The sequence below is a fragment of the Kibdelosporangium phytohabitans genome (assembly GCF_001302585.1).
Taxonomy (GTDB): domain Bacteria; phylum Actinomycetota; class Actinomycetes; order Mycobacteriales; family Pseudonocardiaceae; genus Kibdelosporangium; species Kibdelosporangium phytohabitans.
In genome coordinates, this window is record NZ_CP012752.1 from 6598092 (window position 1) to 6622248 (window position 24157).

The window sequence follows — 24157 nt, forward strand, 5'->3', positions numbered from 1 at the left end:
GTTACTGCTGCCGGATCGACATCGCAAGCAATAATGCGTCCGGTTTCCGACGGCCTGCATTCGGTGTGCGCCCTGCCCGATGTCCGGCGTGTTTCCATCACCGCCTGCGGCATTTCCGCACGCCCATACCACGTGGCCGTCCCGGAATCCGCGACGCATACGTGGCGCTGCTCCGCGCCCATCCTCGAGAAAGGTTGCCATTCCCGTGAATTCCGGCCCTGCACTGCACATACTCACCCGCAAAGACCTGTCCGACCTCGAACTCGCCCCACAGGAGGCGATCACGATGGTCGAGGACGGCTACCTGGCTTTCGCGGCCGGGCGGTCGCAGAATCCCGCCAAGCTGATGGTGCCGATGCCCGACCCCGCACGGGACTCGGTCGCGTACTCGATGCTCGGCTACGACGGCTCGCTCGAACAGGCGGCGTTCAAGACGAGCTACCGGCAGGGCAGCACCACTGCCGAGAAGTACTACACGACCATCACCCTGTACGACGACACCACCGGCGCGCCGTTCGCGCTCCTGGACTGTCACCGCGTCGGCGCCACGCGCACGCCTGCCAGTACCGCGCTGCTCGCCCGGACCTGCGCCAGGCCGGGTGCGCGTTCGGTGCTGATGGTCGGGACCGGCGCACAGGGGATCCGCACGCTGCCGTACCTGCTCACCGCCCTGCCCGACCTGGAACGCCTGCGGCTGTTCGGCACGCATCCCGACGGCATCCGGGACAGCGTCACGGCGTTGACCAGTCAGTTCCCGGATCGTGTGGTTGAACTGGTCGACGACGTGGAAGCCGCGGCGGCGGAATCCGACATCGTGGTCGCGGCGTCCGGCCGCGCGGCGCACCCGAAGATCCGCCTGGGCTGGCTGCCACCGGGCGGCCTGCTGATCTCGGTGGCCAGCAAGGGCGTGCAGGAAGGCACGCTCGCTCAGGCCGACTACACGGTGGCCACCAGCGCCGCCCAGGTGGAGGTCACGGGACGGCGCATGGCCGGCAAGGACGGCGTGTTCCGCATCGACGCCGAACTCCCGGACATCCTCGCCGGTCACGCCCCGGGGCGCCGTACGGACGACGACCGGGTGTTCGCCTTCAGCAGCGGCATGATCATCACCGACATCCCGGTGGCCCACGCGCTCGCCACGCGTGCCATCGCGGCGGGCCGTGGACGTGAGGTGACCCTGTGGTCGTGACCACGGCACTGTCGCCACCTCTGCCGGCGATCGAACGCCCTTGGGCGCCACGGCTGCGCGGGACACCGCTGTTGCGCGAGATCGCCCACGCCGTCGGCGGTGGCCCCTTTCACGTGATCCACCCGGCGACGTTCGCGGAGAACCTCGCTGCCGTGGTCGGCGCGCTGGCGGCCGAGGACGTCCCCGGTGTCGTGTACTACGGGAAGAAGGCCAACAAAGCGGCTGCGTGGCTGCGTGAGTGCACGCGTCCAGCCACCGGGGTCGATGTGGCGAGCGTGCCCGAGCTGGTGCACGCCCTGGGCAACGGTGTGCGGGGTGAGGCAATAGGGGTCACCGGCGCCGCCAAATCCGACGGCCTGCTGTGGCTCGCGCTGCGGCACCACTGCCTGCTGGCGGTGGACGCAGCCGACGAACTGGAGCGTGTGGCGGCCCAAGCCCGCGGCCTCGGTGTCACAGCCGACGTGCTGTTGCGGGTCCGGCCGCCGTCGGCGCCCACGAGCCGGTTCGGCTTCTCCCCCGTCGACCTCACGGCCGCGCTCGGCCGGTGTGCCGACCTCGGCGACTCGGTCGCGCTGCGCGGCTTCTCCTTCCACCTCGACGGATACGACCCGGTCGCGCGTGCCGAACTCGCCGCGCAACTGATCCAGCTGTGCCACCAGGCCCGTGCCCTGGGCCACCCCGCCTCGAAGATCAACGTCGGCGGCGGGATCGCTGTGTCCTATGTGACTCACGAAGACTGGCATCGGTTCCAGGAGAACAAAGACGACAGCTGGTTCCACAGTGGCCGCAATCCGCTGCGCACGTACCCGTACCACCAGTCTCCCGCTGGCGCTGCGATGGTGACCGCGATGCTGCGTCACGACACCGACGGCGTGCCGCTGGCCGGCCGCCTGCGTGACGCCGGGATCGAGCTGCTGCTCGAACCAGGCAGAGCGCTGCTGGACGGAGCCGGTTTCTCGGTGTTCCCCGTACAGGGCTGCAAGGACAGCGGCGACCACCTGGTCACCACCGTCGCCGGGCTCAGCATGAGCCTGTCCGAGCAGTGGAAGGCAAGCGAGTTCCTGCCCGACCCGATCCTGGTACGGGCCGGTGGCCCGCAGGTCGGCGACGCACCGGTCCGGACCGCCGTGGCGGGGTCCAGCTGCCTGGAGTACGACGTGTTGACGTGGCGCGCGGTGCGGCTGCCTGCCCGGCCGGCCGCGGGTGACCTGCTCGTCTACCCCAACACGGCGGGCTACCAGATGGACAAGAACGAGAGCGGGTTCCACCAGCTGCCGTTGCCGCCGAAAGTGGTGGTCGCCGGGGACCGCTGGCACATCGACGCCGACTACGCGATCCAGGAGATCCCATGACCGTCGTCCAGCGCGCCTCGGACCTGATCGGGGACACGCCCCTGCTCGAACTCGCGCACACCGGCACCGGGACCCGGCTGCTGCTCAAACTCGAGCAGATGAACCCCACCGGCTCCTGCAAAGTGCGGATGGCCCGGCAGATGATCATCGAGGCCGAGCGTGACGGCAGGCTGCTGCCGGGCGGCCACATCGTGGAGCCCACGTCCGGCAACACCGGATGCGGGCTGGCGTTGGTCGCGCTGGAACGCGGCTACCGGTTCACCGCGGTCGTCGACCGGCACGCGGCGCGCGAGAAGCTGCGCATGCTGTCGGCCATGGGTGTGCGACTGGTGTTCGTCGACTGCCCCTCGGACGGCGGCCCCAGTTCCGTGCGCAGACGCCAGGTCGCGGCCCGGCTCGCGGCCGAACTGGGCGCCTACCACCCCGACCAGCACAACAACCCCGGAAACGCGAACGGTTACGACGGACTGGCGGCGGAACTGTTGCGGCAGTTGGGTACCGTCGATGTGCTCATCGCGGCGGTCGGTACCGGCGGGTCGCTGTGCGGCACGATCCGCGGGTTGCGAGCAGCCGGTGCACGGACCCGCTCGGTCGCGGTCGAACCCGTCGGGTCGATCATCTTCGGCGGCCCGCCCGGCGTCTACCACCAGACCGGCGCCGGCAGCCCGGCCGGTTTCCCCATCGGCTCCAATGTGGACCGATCCATGGTCGACGACGCCCACCTGGTCTCCGACGCGGACGCGTTCGCGGGCGCACGCGTCGTGGCGCGCCGCACCGGCGTGCTGGTGGGCGGTACGACCGGCGGCGCGATCCACGTGGCGCTGCGCCGCTTGTTCGCGTACCCACCTGGGAGCACCGTCGTGGTGCTGTGCAACGACGCCGGGGAGAAGTACCTTGACTCGGTGTACGACGATGGCTGGTTGCGTGAGCGTGAAGTGCTCGACGAACTCGCGCAACGCCGGGTGGAACGGTGGTTCACGACCTACGCGGCGTCGGTCCGGATCGCGGCCCGCCCCATGCCGTTGCCCGTGGCGGTGGGTGCGTGACGGCACGCGCTGGCGGTGGATACCCCGCGCTCGTCGCACTGGCCGCGCCGATCGCGGGCATCCAGCTCGCACAGGTGGCGTTGACCAGCGTCGACCTGGCCATGCTGGGTCTGCTGGGTGTGTCCGCGGTGGCGGCGGGCGGTCTGGCGCTTCTGCTGTACAACCAGGTTCGCACCATGTGCGTCGGCATGGTCACGGGCGTCGGGAACCTGGTGGCCGCCGCCGCGGGAGCAGGTGAACTGCGCACCGGCACCGACGCGCTCGACGATCAGGCACGGGACGAGATCCGGTCGCTGCTGCGGTCGGCGCTGCTGGTGGCCACGGTGGCGGCGTCGGCGGGTGCGGCGGTCCTCTGCGGTCTCGCACTGGCCCTTCCGTTGCTGGGTCAGCGACCCGAGATCGTCACGCTGGCCGGCGCCATGATGTTCGCCCTCGCGGGCGGCTTGTTTCCCATGGTGTGGCTGAATGTGTTACGGCAGTTCGCCGTCGGGATGCGCCGCCCGGGTTCGCTGCTGGCCGTCACGCTGGTGTCCATCGCGGTCAACGCGGGCTGCAACGCCGCGTTCATCTACGGCTGGGCGGGCCTGCCCCGGCTGGGCGTGGCCGGCGTCGGCCTGTCGACGACGGTGGTCCAGTTCTTCACGCTCGCGGCGTTCGCCTCCACGGTTCGCCGGGATCCACGGCTGCGGGCGATGGTGTCGCTCACGGCGTGGCGGGCCGACCCGGTGGTGGTCCGGCGCATCGTGCGGCACGGGACACCGATCTGTTTCACCTACGGGTCGGAGGCCGCGATCACGTCGATCGCGACACTGCTGATGGGCGCGTTCGGGCCCGCGATGCTCGCGGCGTCCAATGTGGCCAATCAGCTCGCCTACATCGTCTACCAGTGCAACATCGGCCTGTCGCAAGGCTCGTCGATCCTGGTCAGCCGGGCGGTCGGGCAGTCGGAGCCCCGGCTGGCACCGACGATCGCCCGCCGGGCACTGGCGCTGTCGTGGACGTTCATGGCGGTCGTGAGCGTGGCCTACGTGGTGGCGCCACTGGCGATGTTGTGGCCGTTCCTGCACAACGAGACCGACGCGGTGGTACTGGGCACGGCATCGACCCTGCTGCTGTTCGCCATCGCGCAGCAGTACAGCAAAGGCACCCAGAACATCCTGGTCGGCCTCCTTCGTGGCCTCGGGGACACCGCGTCCGGCCTGCGGTGCACGCTGATCGGGTACTGGGCTGTCGGCGTCCCGGCGATGGTGTTGTGCGCCTACGGGTTCGGTTGGGGCGGCTGGGGCGTGTGGACGGGACTGTGCGTGGGCTTCGCGGCAACCGCGGTCCTGCTCGCGTACCGCTTCCGGTCCCGCCTCCAGCTCCCGCTGCTGTCTTCGGGCGCCACCCGTTGACGCCGTTGACGGGCTCCGTGCCGCGGAGCCCGTCAGCGCGGCAGTTTCGCGGCGGCGGACGCGGCCAAGCTGGTCGCCGTGGCGCAGTACTCCTCGCCGCGCCGGTCGCCTCTCACCGTCAGCACCATGAGGTCGATCGCGCTTCGCCACTGCTGGTTCGCCGGCTGGTGGCGCACGCTGACCGTGCAACTGGCGCCCGAGTCGACGTCCAGCTTCACGTAGGCGGTGTGGTCGCCCAGTTGGGTTTTCTCGCCCGAGATCGGGTCTTTGGCCGCGTGCTGGTCGTAACGCAGGTGCACCACGGTCGGGGTACTCGGGCTGTACCACTTGCACGCCCAGTTGCCGACGTCGGGCGTCGCGGTTGCCGGGTCGATCGCGGGCAACTGGGCCAGCGCGGTCTTGTCCAGCAACGGACAGGTGTCGACCTGCGCCAGCGAGTCCTGGGGCAACGGGGTTGCGCGGCGCGGCAACGGTCCTTGCCGACCGGCGACGGCCTTGCTGACCATGTGTACGGCGGCATCGGCGATGGCGCACAAGTCCGCGGTGGGATTGGCCATGTTCGCGGTGATCCGGATGGCGTAGGTGTCGTCGAGCAGCATGGTGCGGTCGCATTCGTCGCTGTCCCCGGGTCTCTCGGCGATCACCTCACCGGGATGTCCGTGCACGTCGGCGGCTCTGCGGGTGACGATCTGCACTTCGACGTCCACCGATTCCCGGGCACCGGTGTTGATCAGGACGTCACACCGGTTGAAGTTGCCGTAGGTGGGATCCAGCTTCGCCGGGCCGAACCGTTCCATGGCTTTCCTGTCGACCAGCGCGCAAGGGTCGACCGTCCGCTCGTCGCCGACGAGGCCGGTGCCGAGCGGGACGTCACGAGATGGCTCGGCCGACGGCGTGTCCACAGGCAGGAATATGGCCGCGCCTACCCCGACGACCAGCACCAGCGCGGCAACTACTTGACAAACACGGCGACGCCAGAACGGAACGGACGCCGCACGCACCGGCGGTGACGACACCACCCACTCGCCCGCGATGTCCTGGAGCCGCTGCCGCGCCTGTTCGGCTGTCGGCCGCTTTCCCGGTTCCGCTGTCAGCATGCGTGACAACAGCGGCGCAAGCCGATCCGCCCGGCGCATCGGCAACATGTCGCCCGCGCGCACACGGCGCAGCACCTCACCGGGGTCGCCCGTGCCGAACGGCGGAGTCCCTTCCACAGCGGCGAACAGCGTCGCACCGAGCGAGAACACGTCCGACGCTTCCGTCGCCGACCGGCCGTCGGCCACTTCGGGCGCGGCGTACGCGGGAGTGCCGCTGAACGTTCCGTCGCCGGTCCGCGTCTCCTCGCGCCAGATGGAGATGCCGAAGTCGGTGAGTTTCGCGACGTCCTGATCGCCGACGAGGATGTTGCCCGGCTTGACGTCCCGGTGCACGATCCGCTTGGCGTGCAGGGCGACCAGCGCGGCGGCGACCTGCACCCCGATCCTCGCGGCCCGGTCGACCGGCATCGGGCCACCGGCCGCCAGCAGGTTGTCCAGGCTTTCGGCCGACGAGTACTCCATCACCAGCCAGCACTCGTCACCGTCGACGGTGTCGAAAACCGAGATCACATTCGGGTGGTGCACCCGCGCGGCGATCTCGGCTTCCTGGCGGAATTGAATCCGGTCGGCCTGGCTGGCCACCGCGTGCGGCCGCTTCAGCGCCACGGTTCGTTTCAGCTTCCGGTCGAATGCTGTCCAGACAATGCCGCCCGACCCCGAACCGCGAGCGTCCTCCAGCCGGTACCGCCCATCCACGATATCCCCAGTGCGCACTCCGCGTACTCTATCGAATTCGCCCCGCGCACACTACGCGCAGTTTTCGCGCGAACGACGCGGCACCATGTCGAGTCATGATCGGAATTGCGGCGTGGCAATGAGTTCCCGCGCGGCTGCCGGACCCACGTCTGCCACGGTCAAAGGCCGTCGGGTGACCGGGGACGACGATCTTTCATCGGCCCCGGCGTCGACTTCGCCGATACGTGCTTGACCGTCCATGTCGTGGGTCACGAATGTGTGACAACCATTGCCCGCGTCGATTGCCGGGCTCCCAGCGCCGATCCGGCGCACTGCGCCGTCCGGGATGAGCAGCGGGTCGGCTGTTCGGACAGCGGTCACGGGCCGGGTGACGCCGACGGATGCCGTCCCGGTCGGCCACGCGATGTTCCCGGCATAGGTGAGGTTCACCGGCGCCTTCACCTCGTTGAACAGTTTGCCTTGACCGCCGGTGACGACGTTGCCCGCGACAGTCGAGTCGACCGGTGCGTATTCGTAGTTGGCGCCGATCTCGATGTTCGAGACGTTGCCCGTGAAGGTGTTGTTCACCACCGTCGCCCGATAGACGCGCCAATGTGCGTTCAACGCGCCCGAGGTGTCCACATCACCGCCGTCGAGTTGCAGTGCGGCGTCATAGCGGGTGCCGGTCAGGCCTTCGAAGTAATTGTTGTAGATCCTGTGGTCCTGACCGTAGATCCGGATTCCACCGGTTCCCGGTTTTCCCTCGCCGAGGAAGAAGTTGCCGTGGAACGTGCCACGGTTGCCGTGCCGGTGCGACAGAGTTCCCTGAGAGGCGCGGAACGTGTTGTGGCGAACGGTGTTGTCGTTGCTCTTCACGGAAATGATCTCCGGGTCGCCGTCGCAGTTCTCGAACAAGTTGGACTCGATGACGGTGAATCCGCTGGACTGGGAGATTCCGCTCCAGCCGACCCGGATGGCCTCCATCTCGTTCGCGGCGCGCGGGCCGATGTCACGGAAGTGGTTGTGGTCGATCCGGTCGTGCCGGGACTGCTGGGTGCCTGATCCGTCGATCGCGACGAAGTTGCCCAGCTGGCGCTTCTCCTCGAAGAGGTTGTGGTCGATCCGGTTGTGGTGGCTGCCGTCGCCCCCGATCACCACCCACTTCAGCGGGCCGCGCTCGGTGAGCCGGAAGTGGTTGCGGGTCAACCGGATGTTGTTCGACCCAGTGATCCCGACGGTGTCGCTGGTGGTCCACTTCAGCCCGTCGAAGGTCACGTGCGACGAGTTCGTCACCGCCAGCCGACCGCCGTCGACGACTGCCTTGCCACGGTTGGCCGCGGTGACCGTGATGGGGTGCCGGGCGGTCGCGTTCTTGCCGGTGATGTCACCGATCGCGTAGTTGCCGTCAGCCAGCACGATCCGGTCGCCGGCTTTGGCGTCGGCGAACGCGCTCGCCAACTCGGCGGAGTTCGCGACATCGACGGTACGACCGTGCTCGCCGTGATGACGCACACTCAGCCCGTAGATCTTCACCTCACCGTAGTTGCTGGGACTGCAGGGGGAGGCATTGCCGCAATTGGCCTGCGTGTACGCGCCCGCCTTGAAGTAACCGCCGGAGAAGCTCTTGGTGAGAGTGGCCTGCAGGACGCCGTTGTAGTACGCCTTGACCTTTCCCTCGCCGACCACGAACTTCGCCTGAAACCTCGTACCGAGCACATAGTTGTCGGTCACGAGCTTGTGCAAGGTGTCGCCGTCGGTGATGTAGAGCTTGCTGCCCTCCAACCGGAACACCGAGACGTCGTCGTCCGCGTCGTGGATCTGCCCGGCGACGACGTTCGGCCGTTGGCCGGGCTGCGCGGTGATGGCCTGGTCGATCACCATCGTGTGCGTGCCGGAGGTCGACGACCAGCTGGCTTTCGCCGTACCCGTACCGGTCATCTCCCGCAGTTCCGAACGCGGATACTTGGACCCAGGAGTGGTGACGCCGTCGACAGCGGCACGGAACTGGACAGCCGAACAGTCCGGCGTAGCGCGGAACCACGGGTCGATCGAGTAGGTGGCGAGCGCGGGCTGCTCGACGTTGAGCGGCTTCCCGCCCTGCCCGACCGGCAACCCGATGTACCAGTTACGCAGATCCAGCACGTCCGCCGGGTAGTCGCAGGTACGAGCGTCGTCCGCCGCAGCCGAACCGGCGTTTCCCAGCAGCTGCGCCACGAGCAGCACCGGCACAACCACACGAAAGACTCGCATGCGTTACCTCCTGGGTCCCTCTAGCAACTACACCCATCCACGCGGGACCGGTCCCGAGTCGCCGGTGGGAGCACCGCAGATCCTTCACAGCCGGCTGATCAGATTGTTGATCAGCAGTCCCAGGAAGACGGCCAGGAACACCAGAGCTGCCCAGCGCAGCGTGCGCACTGCTCGGCGGAGCCGGTCGTAGCGGTGCCGGTGCTGACGGATGACCACCCACAGCTCGACGTGCGCGGCCTGCAGGACACTCGCGGTGTCCTGAGCCAGTACCGCTGATCGGAAATCCTGGAACAAGGCCAGGTGTCGCGCGGTGTACGAACCGTTGAAGATCGGCGCTGGAGGCAGTTCGGCACCTCCGGCGAAGAGAGTCCGGCTGTCCTTGACCGTGACCAGGACGCCTGCCGCGGCGATGAGAGAGGCCACCACCAGGCAGCCGCTGACGGCCAGGCCAAGGCTGAAGGCGGCGATCAGCCACGCGTTTCCCCACCCACCCAGCAGTTGCACCAGGATGACGGCGTTGCCTGCCGACAGCAGCGCACCGGCGCTGAGGACCACCGAAGCCCGGCTGGCCGTCGACGCTCGCAAGCGGTCGTAGCGGTCGATGTGCCATTTGGCGAGTGCGACCTGCTCTGCCTGCGGTTGCGGCGCTCCGTCGGCGGACTGCATGGCCCTCCACCCTGCTGGCGGATACCAGCGGTCCGTTCGTCCGGGTAGACACGCGGTGTCGCTGAACGACCCTATCGAGGAACACGCGCCGAAGGAGACCGCCCAACAGGTGAGGGGCCGGCTGTGCTCGTCAACGAGAAAGCGTGGCTGGAGAGAGTGCCTGCCGACGTCGTCGAAGCGCTCCGCGACTGGGCGGACACGACCGCGGTGAGCCTCGAATGGCGCACCTGGCTGTCCGGCGGAAGCGGCTCGGCGGTGGCACGCGTGCGGACTGTGACCCGGAACGAAACGCACGACCAGATCATCAAGCTGATACCGCCCGCGCTGGGGAAACTCGAGTCGACCAACGTCAGGCTCGCGGAGCAACACTCGCCAACCGGCTTCTACGAGAGGCACATCGTCCCGACGAGCGTCTCGCAGACCCTCCCGGGGTCGCGCTGGCACATCCACGTCCAGGACGTCGGTGGCGGGCACATGAGCCGGTGGCGGGCGCTTGCCGAAGTCCTGGACGACCCGGACCTGGGTGATCACTGCGCGACCATCGTCGAGTCCGTGCACATCGACTGGAACGACCGGACGCCGTTCCGCCACGAGAACGTCGATGTCGCCGAGCACGTCCGCACGGCCATGGGGGACTACCTGGAGCCGGGCGGCGGTTTGGACACCTTCCTGGGAGAGACCGGCCAGAACCACACCGACGCCCACGTGCACGTTCCAGGGCGTGATTCGTCGTTGCCCAATCCACTGGCGCTGCTGCGGTCGCCGGGCAGGACAGTCGAGATCTGGTTCGGCAGAGGTCACGGAGACCTGCACGCGCACAACCTCCTCGTTCCGACGGAGCCGGTGCTGCCGGACCAGTACAAGCTGCTCGACCTCGGCAGATTCGCCGCGGACGCACCGCTGGCACGCGATCCGATGAAACTTCTCGGATCAGTCGCGGCCGTGTGGATGTCCGACCTCGTAGCCGGAACCGCCCTGCGTGGCAGGCTCGCCGAACTGGTCGTCGAACCGCACAAGGCGCCGCGGACTCCACCAACCGCGGGCTACATCGAGGTGAGCCGCCGCATCCACGAAGCATCGGAAGCCTTTGCTCTCAAGAGCAGAGCGGGTCACGACTGGCCGCGTCAGAAACTGATCGCACTGGCAGTGGTGGCGTTGCGGCTCACGTGCCAGCCCGAGCGGTTCCCGTCCTTGGCGGACCGGTGGTGGTTCTTCGAGGTCGCGGCACTGGCGACTCGCGCGTTTCTCGACACCCCTGGAGAACAGCGGGCCGCCGGTTCCGGTGGGCAGCACTCCGGCGAATCCCGGCACGCGGTCGATCCGCCGGAGGCCGCCGACGGCGAGCCGGGCGCGAGAATCTTCCAGTGGCCGATCAGGCCGCGCGAGCCGGACGCCGTTCCGCAGCTGATAGCCGACCTGCTCACCGGAATCGAACGACTGCCACGCCACGCGACCGGTACCAGACTCTCCTACCTGGCGGTCGGACTGCGGCGGGACGCCGAACAAGCAGCACGCCTTCTCTCGTCGATCGAAACGGCCGGAACAGTGCGGCGCGAACTGGCGACCGTGCGGTCGTGGATCGACCGGCTCGCCGACTCCGCCCAGGCCAAGACAGCACTCACCGGTCTGCGCGACGCAGCGGGCGAACTGCGTCGCTACTCGGAAGTGCACTGGTCCTCGGCCGGCTGGTGAACCATCGTGGCGACGCAAGCGGACTTCCTGCGCAGGTGGCTCGGCAGTGCGACCAGGTCACGCCAACGCCTTGGCCGAGCCATCAGGGAGAACGAGTACAAGGACAAGATCACGAACAGCCTGGTTGCGACGAGGGCGGTACGCCACGATCTGGACGACCTGACAGAGCACTTGAAAGCTTCCGTTCGCCGGACCCCGGAGGCGATGGGGGACGCGCTGAACCACGCGCAGCAGATCGTCGTCGACAGCAAGTCCATCGTCGCCGCCGCACTCGAACTGGAGGTGATGCTCGCCGCGTGGATCCACCAGGAGAACCAGGCCGATGGGCGCGGTCGCCGCAGGACAGCTCGTCAGATGGGCAACGACGCCAACGCACTGGTCGCGCGTGTGACGGCCGTCGAGGACACGGTCGAAGACCTGCTCCACAACGTCACCGACCTGGTGCGCGAACTGCGGCGGGGAAACCACTCCGCGGCGGCCGTGCGCCGTGTCGAAGTCCGGGCGAGCATCCAACGCGAACACAGGCAGTCAGACCAGGAATTCCTCGACGACGAGGTGTCGTGACCGCGTCGCCTGTTCGGTGATCAGTGCGCCACCGGCGCCGAGGAACGCCTTCTCCAGGCGGACAAGCAGTTCGGGGGCGTTCACCGCGTGCTCGTGGTGCAGGAACATCGCCCGCAGCGGACGCGCTGCCGGCTCGGGATCGAGCCAGCCGATGTCCTCGATGTCCTCGTACGGCTCGTCGTACTCGGTCAGCGCACGGCGGATCGCGCGGTAGTTCTCGGTGTCGATCTCCGGGAGGCCGATGGTGTTCAGCATGACGATCGTGCCGTCGGCGGTCAGCAGGTCGGTGCCGTCCGAGTCCGGTGACAGCGACGCCAGCCACTGCGGCCACATCCTGCTCGCGCGGTACGCCCAGTCCAGCTTGGTCCGCCCGTAGTCGCTCTTCAGGAGCGTGGTCGTGACCTCGCCGAAGGTCCCGATCATCGCTCCGGCCGCCGTCGACGCCGCACCCGGCCGGTGCGGGCGGCCGAGCACGGCCACCCGCACGCCACGCCTGGCCAGCACGAGTCCGAGCGACAGCCCGAGCGAGCCGTTCCCGACCACGACAACGTCGTGCACACGACTGTCCTCTGCGGACATTTCGGCTCTCCGTTCCACCGGGGGATCAAGCTTCGGCCAGACAGCGGGTCAGGCCGGGCACCGTGGGGTTCTCCATGATCAGCCGGACGGGCACGCGCAGCCCCAGCCGCTCCCGCAGCCTGGCCGCCATCCGCACGGCGATCATCGAGTGCCCGCCGAGGGAGAAGAAGTCGGCGTCCGGTTCGATCACCCGGACGTCGAACAGGTCGCACCAGATGTCCGTGACAACGGCCTCGATCCCGTGATCGTCGGCATCGGCCAGACACCGTTCACCCACACGAGCCGCCGCGCCGGCATCCGTGGCCAACTCGGCGGACAAGTCCGACCAGAGGCCGTCGACACGGCGGCGGGCGGCCTCGCAGGCGGCGTCGGCGAGGTCCGGGGCGACCGCGGAACGGGCCAGCACGACCGCCATCCCGAGCAGTTCGCTGCCGATCCGGCCGATCAGTGCGGTGGTGCGCTGCCGGGCGAACAGTTCGGGCCGCGACAGCCGCTCGGCCAGTGCCCGTCCGGTCTTCGCCAACCTGACGGCCTGCGCTTCGACGTAGTCACGGTCGCCGTCGCCCCACGTCCTGGACGGAAGGTCGGCTTCGTACGACACCGGCAGGTTGCTTTCGGCCGACCACCGGTCCATCATCACGTCGACACCGCCCGCGACCCGCAACGCGCGGGCGTCACGCAGGCACCGCTCGACCGGCAGCGGTTGTGCGCCGCGAGCGGCTTTGTCTGACAACGATTTGATCCTGCGGTCACGTCACCGGGTCCAACCGGGCGTGAACTGACCCCGATCGGATCGTTAACAACTTCCCTTTACTCACAACGGAAACCATTGTTCAGCTAGGTGACCAGCCGGTCACGCCACTGACGGGGCCGTTGCCGCCTCGGTCCACTTGGGACCTCTTCGGCGCCGTCATCCGCGTCCTTGAGGTAGCCGGCGAGCCGCCGGACCGTGGGATGGCTGAACATCGCCACCGCGGGGATGGGTCGCCCGGTCTCGGCGAGCCGGTCACGCACTCGCGCGACCAGCAAGGAATGTCCGCCTATGTCGAAGAAACTGTCGTCAAGACCGACCTCGGGCACGCCGAGGACCTCGCACCAGATCGCGGCGATCAAGTCCTCAGTGGTCACTGGCGTCCCGGTGACGTGACGCACTTCGGAGACCGGCGGTGGCAGCGCTCGAACGTCGACCTTGCCGCTGGTGGTGACAGGCATGCTGCCGAGCAGGACGAAGAAGTCCGGAATCATCGCCGCGGGAAGCTTCGCTGTCAGATACCGGCGCAGTTCCGCCACCTCCACAGCATCGTCATCGAGGACCGCGTACGCCACGAGCCGCTTGCCGTTGTCGTCATCGACCACACGAACATGCGCTTGACGTACCGAAGAATGCGCGGACAGGGCCGCGGCCACCTCGGACGGCTCGACCCGGTACCCCCGGATCTTGACCTGCTCGTCTTTCCTGCCAACGAAAACCAGCCCGGACGAGTCCGCGCGCACGAGATCTCCGCTGAGATACGCCCGCCCGGACCGCTGGCTCGGTGTGAATCTCCCGGCGTCGTTCGCCGCGTCCAGATACCTGGCGACGCCGACGCCACTGATCGCCAACTCGCCCACCTCACCCCACCGGACCGGCGCGCCCTCCGCGTCGACGACCGCGAGCGTCCAGCCGTCCAGCGGAAGCCCGATCCGCACTGTGTCGTCGCGGACCATCCGCCACGCGCAGGCGACAACGGTTGTTTCGGTTGGCCCATATGTATTCCAGACCTCGCGGTCGTCACTCAGAAATCGCGTGGCGAGCTCCGGCGGGCACGCCTCACCGCCGAGGATAAGCAGCCGTACGCCACTCAGCCCATCACTCGGCCACAGAGCGGCCAACGTCGGCACCGTCGAGACGACGGTGACACCACGTTCGACAAGCCACGGGCACAGATCCACGCCGGACCGGACCAGCAGTCGCGGCGCCGGAACCAAGCACGCTCCGTTGCGCCACGCCAGCCACATCTCCTCGCAGGAGGCGTCGAAGGCCACGGAGAACCCGGCAAGCACTCGGTCACCCGGCCCAAGTGGTTGCTCCGGCAGGACGACCATCACCATCCGCAGCGCAAGCCGCTCGACCCAAACTCCGACCGGGAGGCCGACGAGCACGATCGGCAGGTATTCCACAGCCCACAGCAGGCCGACTTCGAAAGCGGAGGCGTCCAGGTAGAACAGGCCAACCAGGGGTAACGCGAGCAGTGTGACACTCGTACCGAACAAGGTGACGGTCTGGGAGAGCCAGAGGTTGCGGAATCCGGACACCCGCCACAGGCTCTTGCTCAGGTCAGGAAGCCATCGGGTGGTCACCGCGGTGGCCGATCGTGGAACTTGGCTGACATCGGGAAAAGTGCCCTCTCTGCGCAGCGGCCGGGCCGGGAACATGTGGCGGGAACTCGCCAAACCGCACGGTATCGCGGCGGTCGGTCAAGTCCACCACAGCACATCGCCCCGAAACCCAACCGAGAGCAGAACAATCGGTGATCAGCCGGTGTACGAGCGAACCTCAATCTCCATAATGGACAGCCTTGCGGCCGACGATGTGGAAGAACCGCGCGGTCAGCGGATATGGTGGCCGGTCGGCGACCGCCAGCTCCAGGCGTACCAGGTCGGCGAAGAAGTCCGGGTCTTGTTTGCGTTCGTCGTTGGTCATGTAGTGGTTGACACTGTTGATGCCGTAACGGGCGACAGCAGGACAACCCAGCTCGTCAAGGACTTCGTTCACTTCCTCGGCCGTGCGCAGGGTCATCGTTGTGCCGAACGTACGGGTACGCGCCTGGTCGGTGTCGAATGCCTTCAGAGCCGCGGCGGGATCGTCCTGCCGGATGGCCAGGTTCAACGGCTCGGAGTGCCGGTTGATGCTGATCAGTGAGAACAGACCGCCGGGACGAACCAGCCGGACAGCAGCGGCGAGCGCCTGCGCGGTGTCGGGCAGGTACTGAAGCAAGTTGTGGCTGAGCACAAGGTCATAGCCAACCGGATCGGCCGGCGGGTCGGTGGCGTCGGCTTCGACGCACCGGATGCGATCGGTGACGCCAGCCTCGGCCGCCCGACGCTCCGCCGCAGCCAGCATGCCGGTGGCGTGGTCGACAATGGTGACGTCGCAGCCCTTGGCAGCCAACCGGATCGCGTCACCACCGTCACCACCGCCGAGGTCAAGAACGCGGATCGGCGCCGCGTCGAAGCTGCCCAGATGACGGTCAAGGTTGGCTTCGGCCTGGATGTAGCGAAGGCGGCCCCATGGCGAGTCCTGCCATTGCTGCCAGGCGGTCATGGCGGTGTCGAAGGTGTCCGGGTTCTCCTGCATGCCTTCGACACTAACGCGATGATCACACCAACGGGCCCACACCACTGCGGCGGTGCGGGCCCGTGGCGCCCACGGTCACCCCGTGGCGTTGGTGAAGACGGACAACTGCGGCTCAGGCTCATTGTCGTGCTGGCTGACGACAAACAACCTGTTGCCCTCCGCAGCCCAGGCCAGCCCACGCGGCGCGACGACGTCACCCGTACCCAGCGCGAAGGTCTTGGCAGGGACACTCGCTCCGAGCTTGTAGACGAGGATGTCCTTGTTGTCACCGGTGATGGCCCCGGTGGCGATGTGGGTGTTGCCGGCGTTGAGCGCCACGGAGTTGGGCCTGGGCCGCACGCTGTACGCCCCACGACCAGCGAGGTCGGTGGGCGCGAAGGCGTCAACCCGGTCGCGGGCACCGGCCGCGCTGAACAGCGTTGTGCCGTCAGGCGTGATGTCGAGGTCAGTCAGACTGGCACCGACCACGTCACCGTTCGCACCTGCGGTCAGGGACTCACCGCTGAGCGAGTAGACCTGCACCGTGGAGGAACTGAGCCCCAACTGGCCCGCCACGAGTGGGCCCGTCGCCGTGGTGGCCGCCGTCAGCAGAGGAGCGCGCTGGAATCTCGCGTTGCCTTGGAGATTGCCGACCGGTTGACCGGTGGTGGGGTTGTATCTGCCGATCTTGCCGGTGAATGTGCCTTCGCAGCCGTACCCGAACCATATGTACGGGCCCGCTGTCGCGAGGTGGGTTGGGCAGGTTCGCGCGCCCGTTGCGTGCCTGGCCGTTTCGGCGAGGGTCGCCGTGTCGATCACCGAGATGGCGTCACCACTGGCCAGTGCTACGTAGAGCTTGGTGCTGTCGGCCGACAACTCCAGTCCCGTCGCTCCGAGCTGGTTGTCGATGGTTTTCGTGACCTGACCGGAGAAGTTGGTGACGAGCACGCTGTTCGAGGACGGCCCGCCCGTGATGAACACCTGCTTGTTCACCTCGTCGACGGCTATGTCTCCGTAGCCCGCCAGGGGCAACCCCGCCGCAGACGCAGGAGCAGCCACGACCACTCCTGCCACCGACAAGCTTGCCGCCAGTATAAGCGTTCGCCGGACGAATGTTGTTTTCGCGAGAAGCCGATTGCGCATCTTACCCTCTCAAAATCTGGTGACACCGACCCGATTCCCATTCGCGCAGATTGAACAAACCTGCGACATTGCCGTTCACAACGAATTCCCATGAAGGAGGGAGCTCGTCTCATCGATCCGCAGATCCCAAGGTCCTATACCCAGCTCAAACGGTCCGAGTTGAACAGCTTCACGACAGCCGCATCGGTCCACCTGAACAGCTCGGCCAATTGCCGATCCAGGTTTGGCCCCACAGGGACAATCAGTCGAGCCACCAGTTCAGCGGTCGCGTGTCGTCAGTCGGGTCATAGACGTTCACGTAGTACCATTCCCCCGCAGGGACGGCGGACACGTAGCGGTTCATGGCTGCCTCGATATGAGCAAATCCGGCAGCAAGTGGAAGGGTGAACACCGACAGGGAGCTCGTTCGGTTCCGGGTCCAGCCGACCCCGTCGCAGTTCCCTCCCAGCATTTCCACATCCGCACGGAGCCGGTTCAGTTCCCCCCGAGCTGATGCTGGGGCACTGACGTGCACGGCTATGTTGCCCCCGCGCTCTGTGACGTCAAAGGAGCCATCTGGCCCAACGCGCAGCAGATCTCCGGCAGCCGCACCCATCGCCAAGCCTGGCGACGCGGTGAGGCGCCACTGGGCACCCTCCTGGACTGCTGGGACGTCTTCATGCACTGGCTGTCCGGAGAGGCCGATCTCGACAAGGATTCGCACGGTGGTCACGGCTGCCAACCTAGTCCGTTCGTCCATACGGGGCACCACAACTGCCGCGCTCGACGCACGACATCCCGGGTTTCGGTGCACCTCTGTTTCCTGCGCTGAGGTTGCAGGCCGCACCCTCGAGGCAGACGTTCTCCCGGTTCAGGTTACCGCCCTTCGAGGTTGGCTCGTTGCGGTGACCCAAGTGCATGTTGGCGGGATTTGTGGATGTCTGACCGCAACGCCAGCACGTGTACACGCCACCCGCTTGGTCCGCCTCGTCGATCAACTCCTGACGGACTCTCTGTTGGCCCGCCCGCGATCCGCCGGTCGGTCCACCTGTGCTGGCCGCGATCTCGGCAGGTGTCGCACCTTCCCCGTCACGGAGAACACGCGGCCCACCAGTGCCGCAGTTGTGGACGAGGAGGTCGCTCGTCCCCGCTTCGACATAGTAGGTGTGGACACCGTGGACAGTGAGGTTGTGGACTCGTTGTTGCTGGGTCCAACCACGGATGGAGACCACCAGGAGCCGTTGGCCGACTTGGTCGCGCAGCCAGTCACCAGTACGCAGGTCCGTGGCGTCGACCCAGCGGCCACGGTCATCCACCCAGAACGGATGGTTGTCAGTGGCGACCACCTTGCCGGTGGCATTTCCGGTGTCACCATCGGCGTCCACGGTGATCTCGATGAGGTTCTTCACACCCTCGCCGGTGATCAGGGCCGTGACGGGTTGCGCTTCCAGCGTTCCGTTCCGGGTGCTGGGGTCCGTCGCGGCGACGTAGTCGCCTTCCTTGACGTCCTCGATCGGCTTCGTTGTACCGTCCGCCATCAGGACGCCGGTGCCTGGAACGAAACTGTTGGGAACGGGGCAACTCGCGCTGGTTCCGCCGCCGTTGGCCGCTGGGCCACCGCCTGCGCCCCCACCGGAGTGGGCAGGAGGTGGGTTGGTGGTCACAGCACCTCCCGGCCCTTTGGGGTCGGGCAGTGGTGCCGGGGCGGTTTTCGCGTTGTTGAGACCGGCTTCGGCCGCCTTGCTGGCGGTTTTCTCGTTGCGGATCGCGGCGGATGCGGCTTTGCTGGCGCCGTTGATGGTCTGCGCGGCTTCGGCACCCTTGACGGCTGCCTTGCCGAGCTTCACCGCGGTCGCCACCGCCGCGGCCCCGGGTACCGCTGACGCGAACGACATCACGGAGTTCGCGACGTCACCCTCGGCGGCATACCAGGCTCCGTTGATCACGGCCGCGGCTGAGCCGACGACGGGGATGTTGCTGGCGACGTCGAGGATCATGTGGCCGACGTCGGCGTGTTCCTTGACGAAGCCCACCGCGTCGTCGAACCAGCCGTGGCCGTCGAGCTCCACTTGCGACAGTGGGTTGCCCGCGCCGAAGGTGTACCGGTTGCTTGTCCACGGGTCGACGCTCATGCCCAGGTCCGACAGGGCACCGCCGTAGAGGTCCAGTGTCAGGAAGCGGTTCTTGCCGGGCGAGTAGTCCCGGAAGCCCATGTCGTACGAGTCCGAGGACTTGTCGTGCCGCGCGGTGTTGAAGCGGTACGAGTTCTTCTCGGGCTTGTCGGGGTTCGCTGGGTCTGGTTTGTCGTCACCCGTTGTCTGCTTGAGGTCCTGTTCGCCGTAGGCTGTGTAGCCGTAGGTCGCCTTTGTGTTGCCGTTCTTGTCTGTCACCTGTTCGACGTCCGAGCGGGTGTTGAAGCCCATGTAGACGTCTTCGGCCGAGCCGCCGCCGTTGTCGCCGAAGCGGATCTGGCCGAGCATCTCCCCGTCCGGGGAGTACTGGTAGATCTTGGCGAGCTTGTCGTTCACGTGCTCGGTCATCACCTGCTGGGTCAGGCCCAGGTAGTTCAGGGTGGTGACGCGTTTGTCGCCGGTGGCGTCCTCGGTCTTGCGGGTTTCGCGGTCGAGCGGGTCGTAGACGTACAGCGTCGTCTTCTCGTCCTCGCCGTCGCCGGCGATGTCCTTGACGACCTTGGTCTTCCGGTCGAACCCGTCGTAGGTGTACTGCTCACGCAGCTCCCCGCTCTCGGTGACGCGTTCGAGCCTGCCGTAGGCGTCGTACTCGTGCTCCGACTCGGTGCCGTTGCGTTCGGTCGTCTCCAGGCGGTTGCGGTCGTACTCGAACTTGGTGCGGACGCCGTCGACGGTCTGGTCGTAGACGTTGCCGTTGTCGTCGTTGCGGTACGTCTCGGTCCCGTTGTTCGAACCGGACTTGGTCACCTTGCGGACCCGGTCACGCGGGTCGTACGTGTACGCCTTGGTGAACGACATCGAGTTGCCGCCGTCACCGCTTTGCATGGTTCCCGAGTCGCGGGTCTTGTTCGAGTTCGAGTCGTACGTCAACTGGTGGTCGGCGACCACAGTGGACGAGTTCTTCTTTTTCTCCGTCTGGCGTTTCAGCAGTCCGTTGAGGTAGTAGCTCGCCTCGACGGTGTTCCCGTTGCCCTTCACCTGCTTGATCACGTGCGCCTGCTTGTCGTAGGCGAACGTGGTCGTCTTGCCGCTGTCCCCGTCGTTGCGCTTGTTGACGATGGTGGACACGAGGTCGCGGCTGTCGTAGGTGAACGTCGACGACTGGTCGTCCATCCGGACGCTGGTGACGTTGTCGTTCTCGTCGTAGCCGTACTTGGTGGTGTGCAGGGCCTTCCCGGCCTTCGACTCCTTGATCGAGTCGGCGAGGTCGACCTCGTCGTAGCCGATGTCCCACGTGTCGGCCGTCGCGCCCGGGGACGTGTCGGCCATCTTGACCATGTTGTCGTTGGGGTCGTACGACATCGTGAACGTCTTGTGCTCGGTGTCGACGTCCCTGGACGTGTCACGGACCAGTTTCACCGCGTCGGCGGTGACGGTGCCGTCGCTCTCCCCGCCCAGCACGATGTCGCGGGTGTCGCCTTCGCTGAACTCGTACGTGCCGAGGCTGACCCACGTGCCGTGGTTCTTGCTCTGGTCGACGACCTTCGTCGTGCTGCCGCCGTTGTGGGAGATGTAGTAGTGCGCGTTGGTTCCGGTGCCTTCCGGGTACCAGACCTGGATCTCGTAGCGGCCGTCGCGCGGGATCGTCGCCTTCCACGTGAAGTACTCGGTGTCCGTGCGGGTGGTGATGGTGGAGTACTTCGGGCCTTGGTAGCCACGCGGGGACTCCGCGGTGCTCCAGCCGTCATCGGCCCATGTGCGTCGTTTGTCGGCGTTGTCCACGAGCGTCGACGCCGCGCCGACGGGAACGCCCGTGTCCGAACGGCTGCGTTGTTTGCCGCTGGGATAGTAGGTCCACGACTGTGTGCGACCGGACGAACCACCCGACCCGCTGACGGTGCGTACGGTCTGCTGGCCGGTTTCGTTGTAGTCGTAGCTGGTCTGGATGTCGAACGGGTCGGTCGAGCGGCGGATCCACCCGTTGTCGTAGTAGGCCTGCCGGGTGACCGTGCGCGTGTCCGAGCCGTGCGACTGTGGCGCGTTGATCTCGATGACGCGGCCGAGCTCGTCATAGCTGTAGATGGTGCTGACGGCGGTTTTCGCGTCCGAGTCGGACGGGTCGTAGGGCAGGATCTCTTCGCGTTTGCGGTTCAGCTCGTCGTAGACGGTCTCGGACACGAAGTCGTTCGCGACGTTCGGCGTGTCCACACCGCGCGGGTTGACGGTGCGTGTCTTGTTGCCGACCTGGTCGTACTCGTACCGCGTGGTGAAGTACTTGATGTTGCCGCCAGGCGCGTCGTACGGCGCGCGTACCTCAGCCTGCTTGGCTCGCTCGTCGAGCGTGATGAGCGTTTCCTGGCCGTCCTCGTCGGTGTTGCCGACGACGTTGCCGTCCCGGTCGTACCGGGTCCTCGTCGAGTTGCCCAGCGGGTCGATCGTCGTGATGACCTGGTGGTTCTGGTCGAACGTCCACTTCGTCGCGTAGTCGTCCGGGTCCGGGCTGCGGTTGGCGCGCGAGTCCCACTTGGTGACGATGTTGCCCACGTCGTCGAAGGCGACGGTGATGCGGTCACCGTTGACGTCCTTCGTCTCGACCCGCTGGTTCGCCTCGTCGTAGCGGATCGCCTCGGTGAAGTCGTTCGGGTCGCCCGGAGTGAGGTTGCCCTTGGGCTTGGTCATCCCGATGACGTTGCCGACCGCGTCATAGCGCAGCGTGGTGAGCTTGTCCGGGCCGTCCGGGGTGTCTTTCGGCGCGTAGACCGCGACTGTGCGGTCCATCTCGTCGTAGTGGGTGCGGGTGACCGAGCCGCGTGCGTCGGTCGCGGTGATCACGTTGTCGTTGGCGTCGTACCGTGGGCCCGGTGTGGTGATGTAGACGCCCGCGGCCTGGTCCTTGGGCAGTCTGCTGTCCAAGGGGCGTTTGAAGATGTCGTACGTCGTCGTGCCGACCTTGCCGCGTGCGTCCATGGTGGACACCGCGTTTCCCGCGGAGTCGTAGCGATTGCGGGTCGTGCACCCGAGCGCGTCGACCGTTATGTTGGGGTAACCGACGGCGTCATAGTCGCCGTAGGTGGTCTTGCGTTTGTTGGCGTCTTCCTGCTCGACCAGGTGACCCAGCTCGTCGTAGGAGTTGCGGGACGTGTAGTCGTCCGGATCGGGGGTTCCGGTGCCCTTGGGGTCCGTGACCGCGACGAGGTTGCCGCGCTGGTCGTAGACGAAAAGCCAGCGCCTGCCCTCCGGCGTGATCTCGCCGGTCAGGTCCGCGATGTGACCGTCGAGCTCGTAGCGGTACTCGAGCCTGGTCGGCGGCGTGTTCTGCCTGACGGCCTCCGCGTCCCGGATCTCCAGCGGGAACCCGGTCTTCAGGTCGTAGGTCCAGGTCTTGGTCGCGCCGTTGTTCTCGGTCAGGCGGACGACGTTGTTGTCCTCGTCCCAGACCAGTTTCGTGGTGCGGTTGAGGGCGTCGGTCATCGACGTCATGCGGCCGTAGCCGTCGAGGCGGTACCGGGTCGCGTGGCCGTTCCCGTCGGTGACGGTGGCGGCGATGTCCGGTCCGGTGTTGCCGTCCGGGTCGCTGTAGTCGAACCCGGTCGCGGCCGTCCCGCGATCGGTCACCACGCGCACGTCGCCGTATCGCAGGGCGTCGCCCGGCTCGGTGAAGTAGTCGATCTTCGTGGCCCGGCCGAGCGGGTCGACCGTGCGGATCAGCTTGCCCGCCGCGGGTCCGCTGGAGCCGTAGAAGAACTGGAAGGTCTTCTTGTCCGGGGTCCCGGCCCCGTCGTCGACCTCCCGCAACGCGCCGTTGTCGCCGTAGACCAGGTTGAGCACACGACCGGAGACGTCCGTGATGGACTTGATCTGGTTGACGACAGCCGCGGTGTCCAGTTTCGCCACCGGACGCCGCTTGTCGGCGACGACGAGGGGCGCCGCCTGACCGGCCTGGTAGTAGTCGAACGTCAGGGTACGACGGCCGCTGGCGTCGGTGACCGCTCGCAGCAGACCGGTGTTGCGGTTGCCGATGGTCGTGCGGTCGTAGGTGAACGACATGGTGTTGCCGTTCTTGTCGACGGTCGCGGTGTGGTAACCGTCCGCGTCGAAGAAGAACCGGGTGCGCTCGGGTGCGGTGAACACCCACTTGCGGTCGTTCCCGTTGCCGGGCAGGTGCTGCAGGTACAGGTTCACCCCGGCAGGCGAGTCGTACGTCCAGTCAGCGGCGTTGGAGCTGTTGTGCCGGTTGAGTTTCCAGCGGTGACTGGTGCCGTCCCCGTCGGTGAGCACCACTTCGTCGGACCACTGCACGCCTGGCAGCACGCCGGTGAAGTCCAATGGCGTGCCGAGGCGGTTCAACGTCGACGCGGCGATCGACCAACCGGGTCCGCCATAGGCGGTCGCGGTGTCCTTGCTGTTGTAGTTCAGCCGTACGAAGCTCGACGGCCCACGGCTGGGGTTGCTGAAGACGTTGTAGCCCCACACCGCGTTGCCGGAGAACTGGTTCACCGACACGGCTGCGCCGGAGCCTGTCTTGACCGAGGTGTACGACGAGAAGTTCTCCAGCCCGAGCTGGTCGGACGTCGGCTTCTCCACCCGCACGTCCTGGTTCATGGTCGGCACCTGGGCCGTGTCGGACAGCCAGGTCCGCGTGCCCGTGTCGTAGATGTCCCAGCGCAGCACGAACTGCTCGCGCTCGTTGCCCCCGCCGGACAACACCGGGGCCTTGATCAACCCGTCCAGCGTGACGGAAGCGCCAGGCGCGAGGTCGGCCGGAAGCCGGATCTCCTTGCGGTTGCCGGTCGTCGTGGCGTCGTCGCCGTTCGGCCGCGTCCAGTGGTAGGACAGCACTTTCGTCGCTGCCGGGAACACCGCCGCGGTCGTGTTGGTCACCGTGACGGCAGAGCGGTACTCGTTGTCCGGGATCATCCGGCGGGCGGTGTCCGGAGCCGAGTAGGCCGGGGACTGCGTGGCCCTGGCACCTGCTGCTTTCACCGCCAACGCTTCCGGAGCAGGCGCTCCGCCAGGAGGCACCGCCGCCAAACCCGGCGTCGTCACACAGCGAGCGGAAGGCGGCGCCGCCACCCGAGCCGCC

The 24157-nt window shown here is 67.1% G+C and carries 16 protein-coding genes; 6 read left to right on the forward strand and 10 right to left on the reverse strand.

All coding sequences use genetic code 11. The annotated features are described in order from the left end of the window. Window positions 1-205: 205 nt before the first annotated feature. Genes AOZ06_RS29805 through AOZ06_RS29820 form a run of 4 tightly spaced genes read left to right on the forward strand, consistent with a single transcriptional unit; the run spans window position 206 to window position 4981 of the window. Window positions 206-1189: an ornithine cyclodeaminase gene (locus tag AOZ06_RS29805; protein WP_054292433.1), complete on the forward strand. Its 984-nt coding sequence runs from the start codon at window positions 206-208 to the stop codon at window positions 1187-1189. Then, window positions 1186-2541, forward strand: coding sequence for an alanine racemase (locus AOZ06_RS29810; RefSeq protein WP_236951786.1), 1356 nt, complete (start codon window positions 1186-1188; stop codon window positions 2539-2541). Before AOZ06_RS29805 ends, AOZ06_RS29810 begins: the two co-directional genes overlap by 4 nt. After that, window positions 2538-3587 carry a PLP-dependent cysteine synthase family protein gene (locus tag AOZ06_RS29815; protein ID WP_054292435.1) on the forward strand — a complete coding sequence of 350 codons (1050 nt, stop codon included), beginning with the start codon at window positions 2538-2540 and terminating at the stop codon, window positions 3585-3587. The genes AOZ06_RS29810 and AOZ06_RS29815 overlap by 4 nt, the downstream gene beginning before the upstream one ends. After that, window positions 3584-4981 (forward strand): MATE family efflux transporter, encoded by a 1398-nt coding sequence (locus tag AOZ06_RS29820; protein WP_054292436.1) that lies wholly within the window; start codon window positions 3584-3586, stop codon window positions 4979-4981. Before AOZ06_RS29815 ends, AOZ06_RS29820 begins: the two co-directional genes overlap by 4 nt. A gap of 32 nt (window positions 4982-5013) precedes the next feature. On the opposite strand, the gene AOZ06_RS29825 is transcribed toward AOZ06_RS29820, so the two are convergent. The 3 genes from AOZ06_RS29825 to AOZ06_RS29835 all read right to left on the reverse strand — a co-directional run bounded on the left by AOZ06_RS29825 (window position 5014) and on the right by AOZ06_RS29835 (window position 9669). Then, a complete protein-coding gene (locus AOZ06_RS29825) occupies window positions 5014-6792 on the reverse strand; it encodes a serine/threonine-protein kinase (RefSeq protein WP_063810132.1) in 1779 nt (592 codons plus the stop codon). Window positions 6793-6867: 75 nt separating this feature from the next. Next, a complete protein-coding gene (locus tag AOZ06_RS54715; RefSeq protein WP_083472023.1) occupies window positions 6868-9003 on the reverse strand; it encodes a chondroitinase-B domain-containing protein in 2136 nt (711 codons plus the stop codon). An 84-nt stretch (window positions 9004-9087) separates the two neighbouring features. After that, window positions 9088-9669, reverse strand: coding sequence for a hypothetical protein (locus AOZ06_RS29835; protein WP_054292438.1), 582 nt, complete (start codon window positions 9667-9669; stop codon window positions 9088-9090). 123 nt (window positions 9670-9792) lie between these two features. Here AOZ06_RS29835 and AOZ06_RS29840 point away from each other — a divergent pair, with 123 nt between their 5' ends. Both AOZ06_RS29840 and AOZ06_RS29845 read left to right on the forward strand, forming a co-directional pair. After that, a complete protein-coding gene (locus AOZ06_RS29840) occupies window positions 9793-11361 on the forward strand; it encodes a hypothetical protein (protein ID WP_054292439.1) in 1569 nt (522 codons plus the stop codon). Window positions 11362-11367: 6 nt separating this feature from the next. Then, entirely contained in the window at window positions 11368-11925 is a 558-nt protein-coding gene (locus tag AOZ06_RS29845; protein ID WP_054292440.1) for a hypothetical protein, read from the forward strand. On the opposite strand, the gene AOZ06_RS29850 is transcribed toward AOZ06_RS29845, so the two are convergent. The 7 genes from AOZ06_RS29850 to AOZ06_RS29875 all read right to left on the reverse strand — a co-directional run bounded on the left by AOZ06_RS29850 (window position 11890) and on the right by AOZ06_RS29875 (window position 24120). Further along, window positions 11890-12504 carry an FAD-dependent oxidoreductase gene (locus AOZ06_RS29850; protein ID WP_083472024.1) on the reverse strand — a complete coding sequence of 205 codons (615 nt, stop codon included), beginning with the start codon at window positions 12502-12504 and terminating at the stop codon, window positions 11890-11892. The two genes, AOZ06_RS29845 and AOZ06_RS29850, sit on opposite strands and share 36 nt — an antisense overlap. Before the next feature lie 25 nt (window positions 12505-12529). After that, a complete protein-coding gene (locus AOZ06_RS29855) occupies window positions 12530-13237 on the reverse strand; it encodes an acyl carrier protein (protein WP_054292442.1) in 708 nt (235 codons plus the stop codon). Between the two features lie 104 nt (window positions 13238-13341). Beyond that, window positions 13342-14844, reverse strand: coding sequence for a non-ribosomal peptide synthetase (locus AOZ06_RS29860; protein WP_054292443.1), 1503 nt, complete (start codon window positions 14842-14844; stop codon window positions 13342-13344). Window positions 14845-15040: 196 nt separating this feature from the next. Further along, the gene (locus AOZ06_RS29865; RefSeq protein WP_218921798.1) at window positions 15041-15883 is read right to left on the reverse strand and encodes a methyltransferase domain-containing protein; all 843 of its coding nucleotides are present in this window, start codon (window positions 15881-15883) and stop codon (window positions 15041-15043) included. A gap of 33 nt (window positions 15884-15916) precedes the next feature. After that, on the reverse strand, window positions 15917-16879 hold the full coding sequence (locus AOZ06_RS29870; RefSeq protein WP_157233335.1) for a YncE family protein: 963 nt from the start codon (window positions 16877-16879) through the stop codon (window positions 15917-15919). A gap of 325 nt (window positions 16880-17204) precedes the next feature. Further along, on the reverse strand, window positions 17205-17675 hold the full coding sequence (locus AOZ06_RS56930) for a DUF4265 domain-containing protein (protein WP_169799001.1): 471 nt from the start codon (window positions 17673-17675) through the stop codon (window positions 17205-17207). Window positions 17676-17685: 10 nt separating this feature from the next. Next, window positions 17686-24120, reverse strand: a complete 6435-nt coding sequence (locus AOZ06_RS29875; RefSeq protein ID WP_157233337.1) for a golvesin C-terminal-like domain-containing protein — start codon at window positions 24118-24120, stop codon at window positions 17686-17688. Window positions 24121-24157 lie beyond the last annotated feature (37 nt).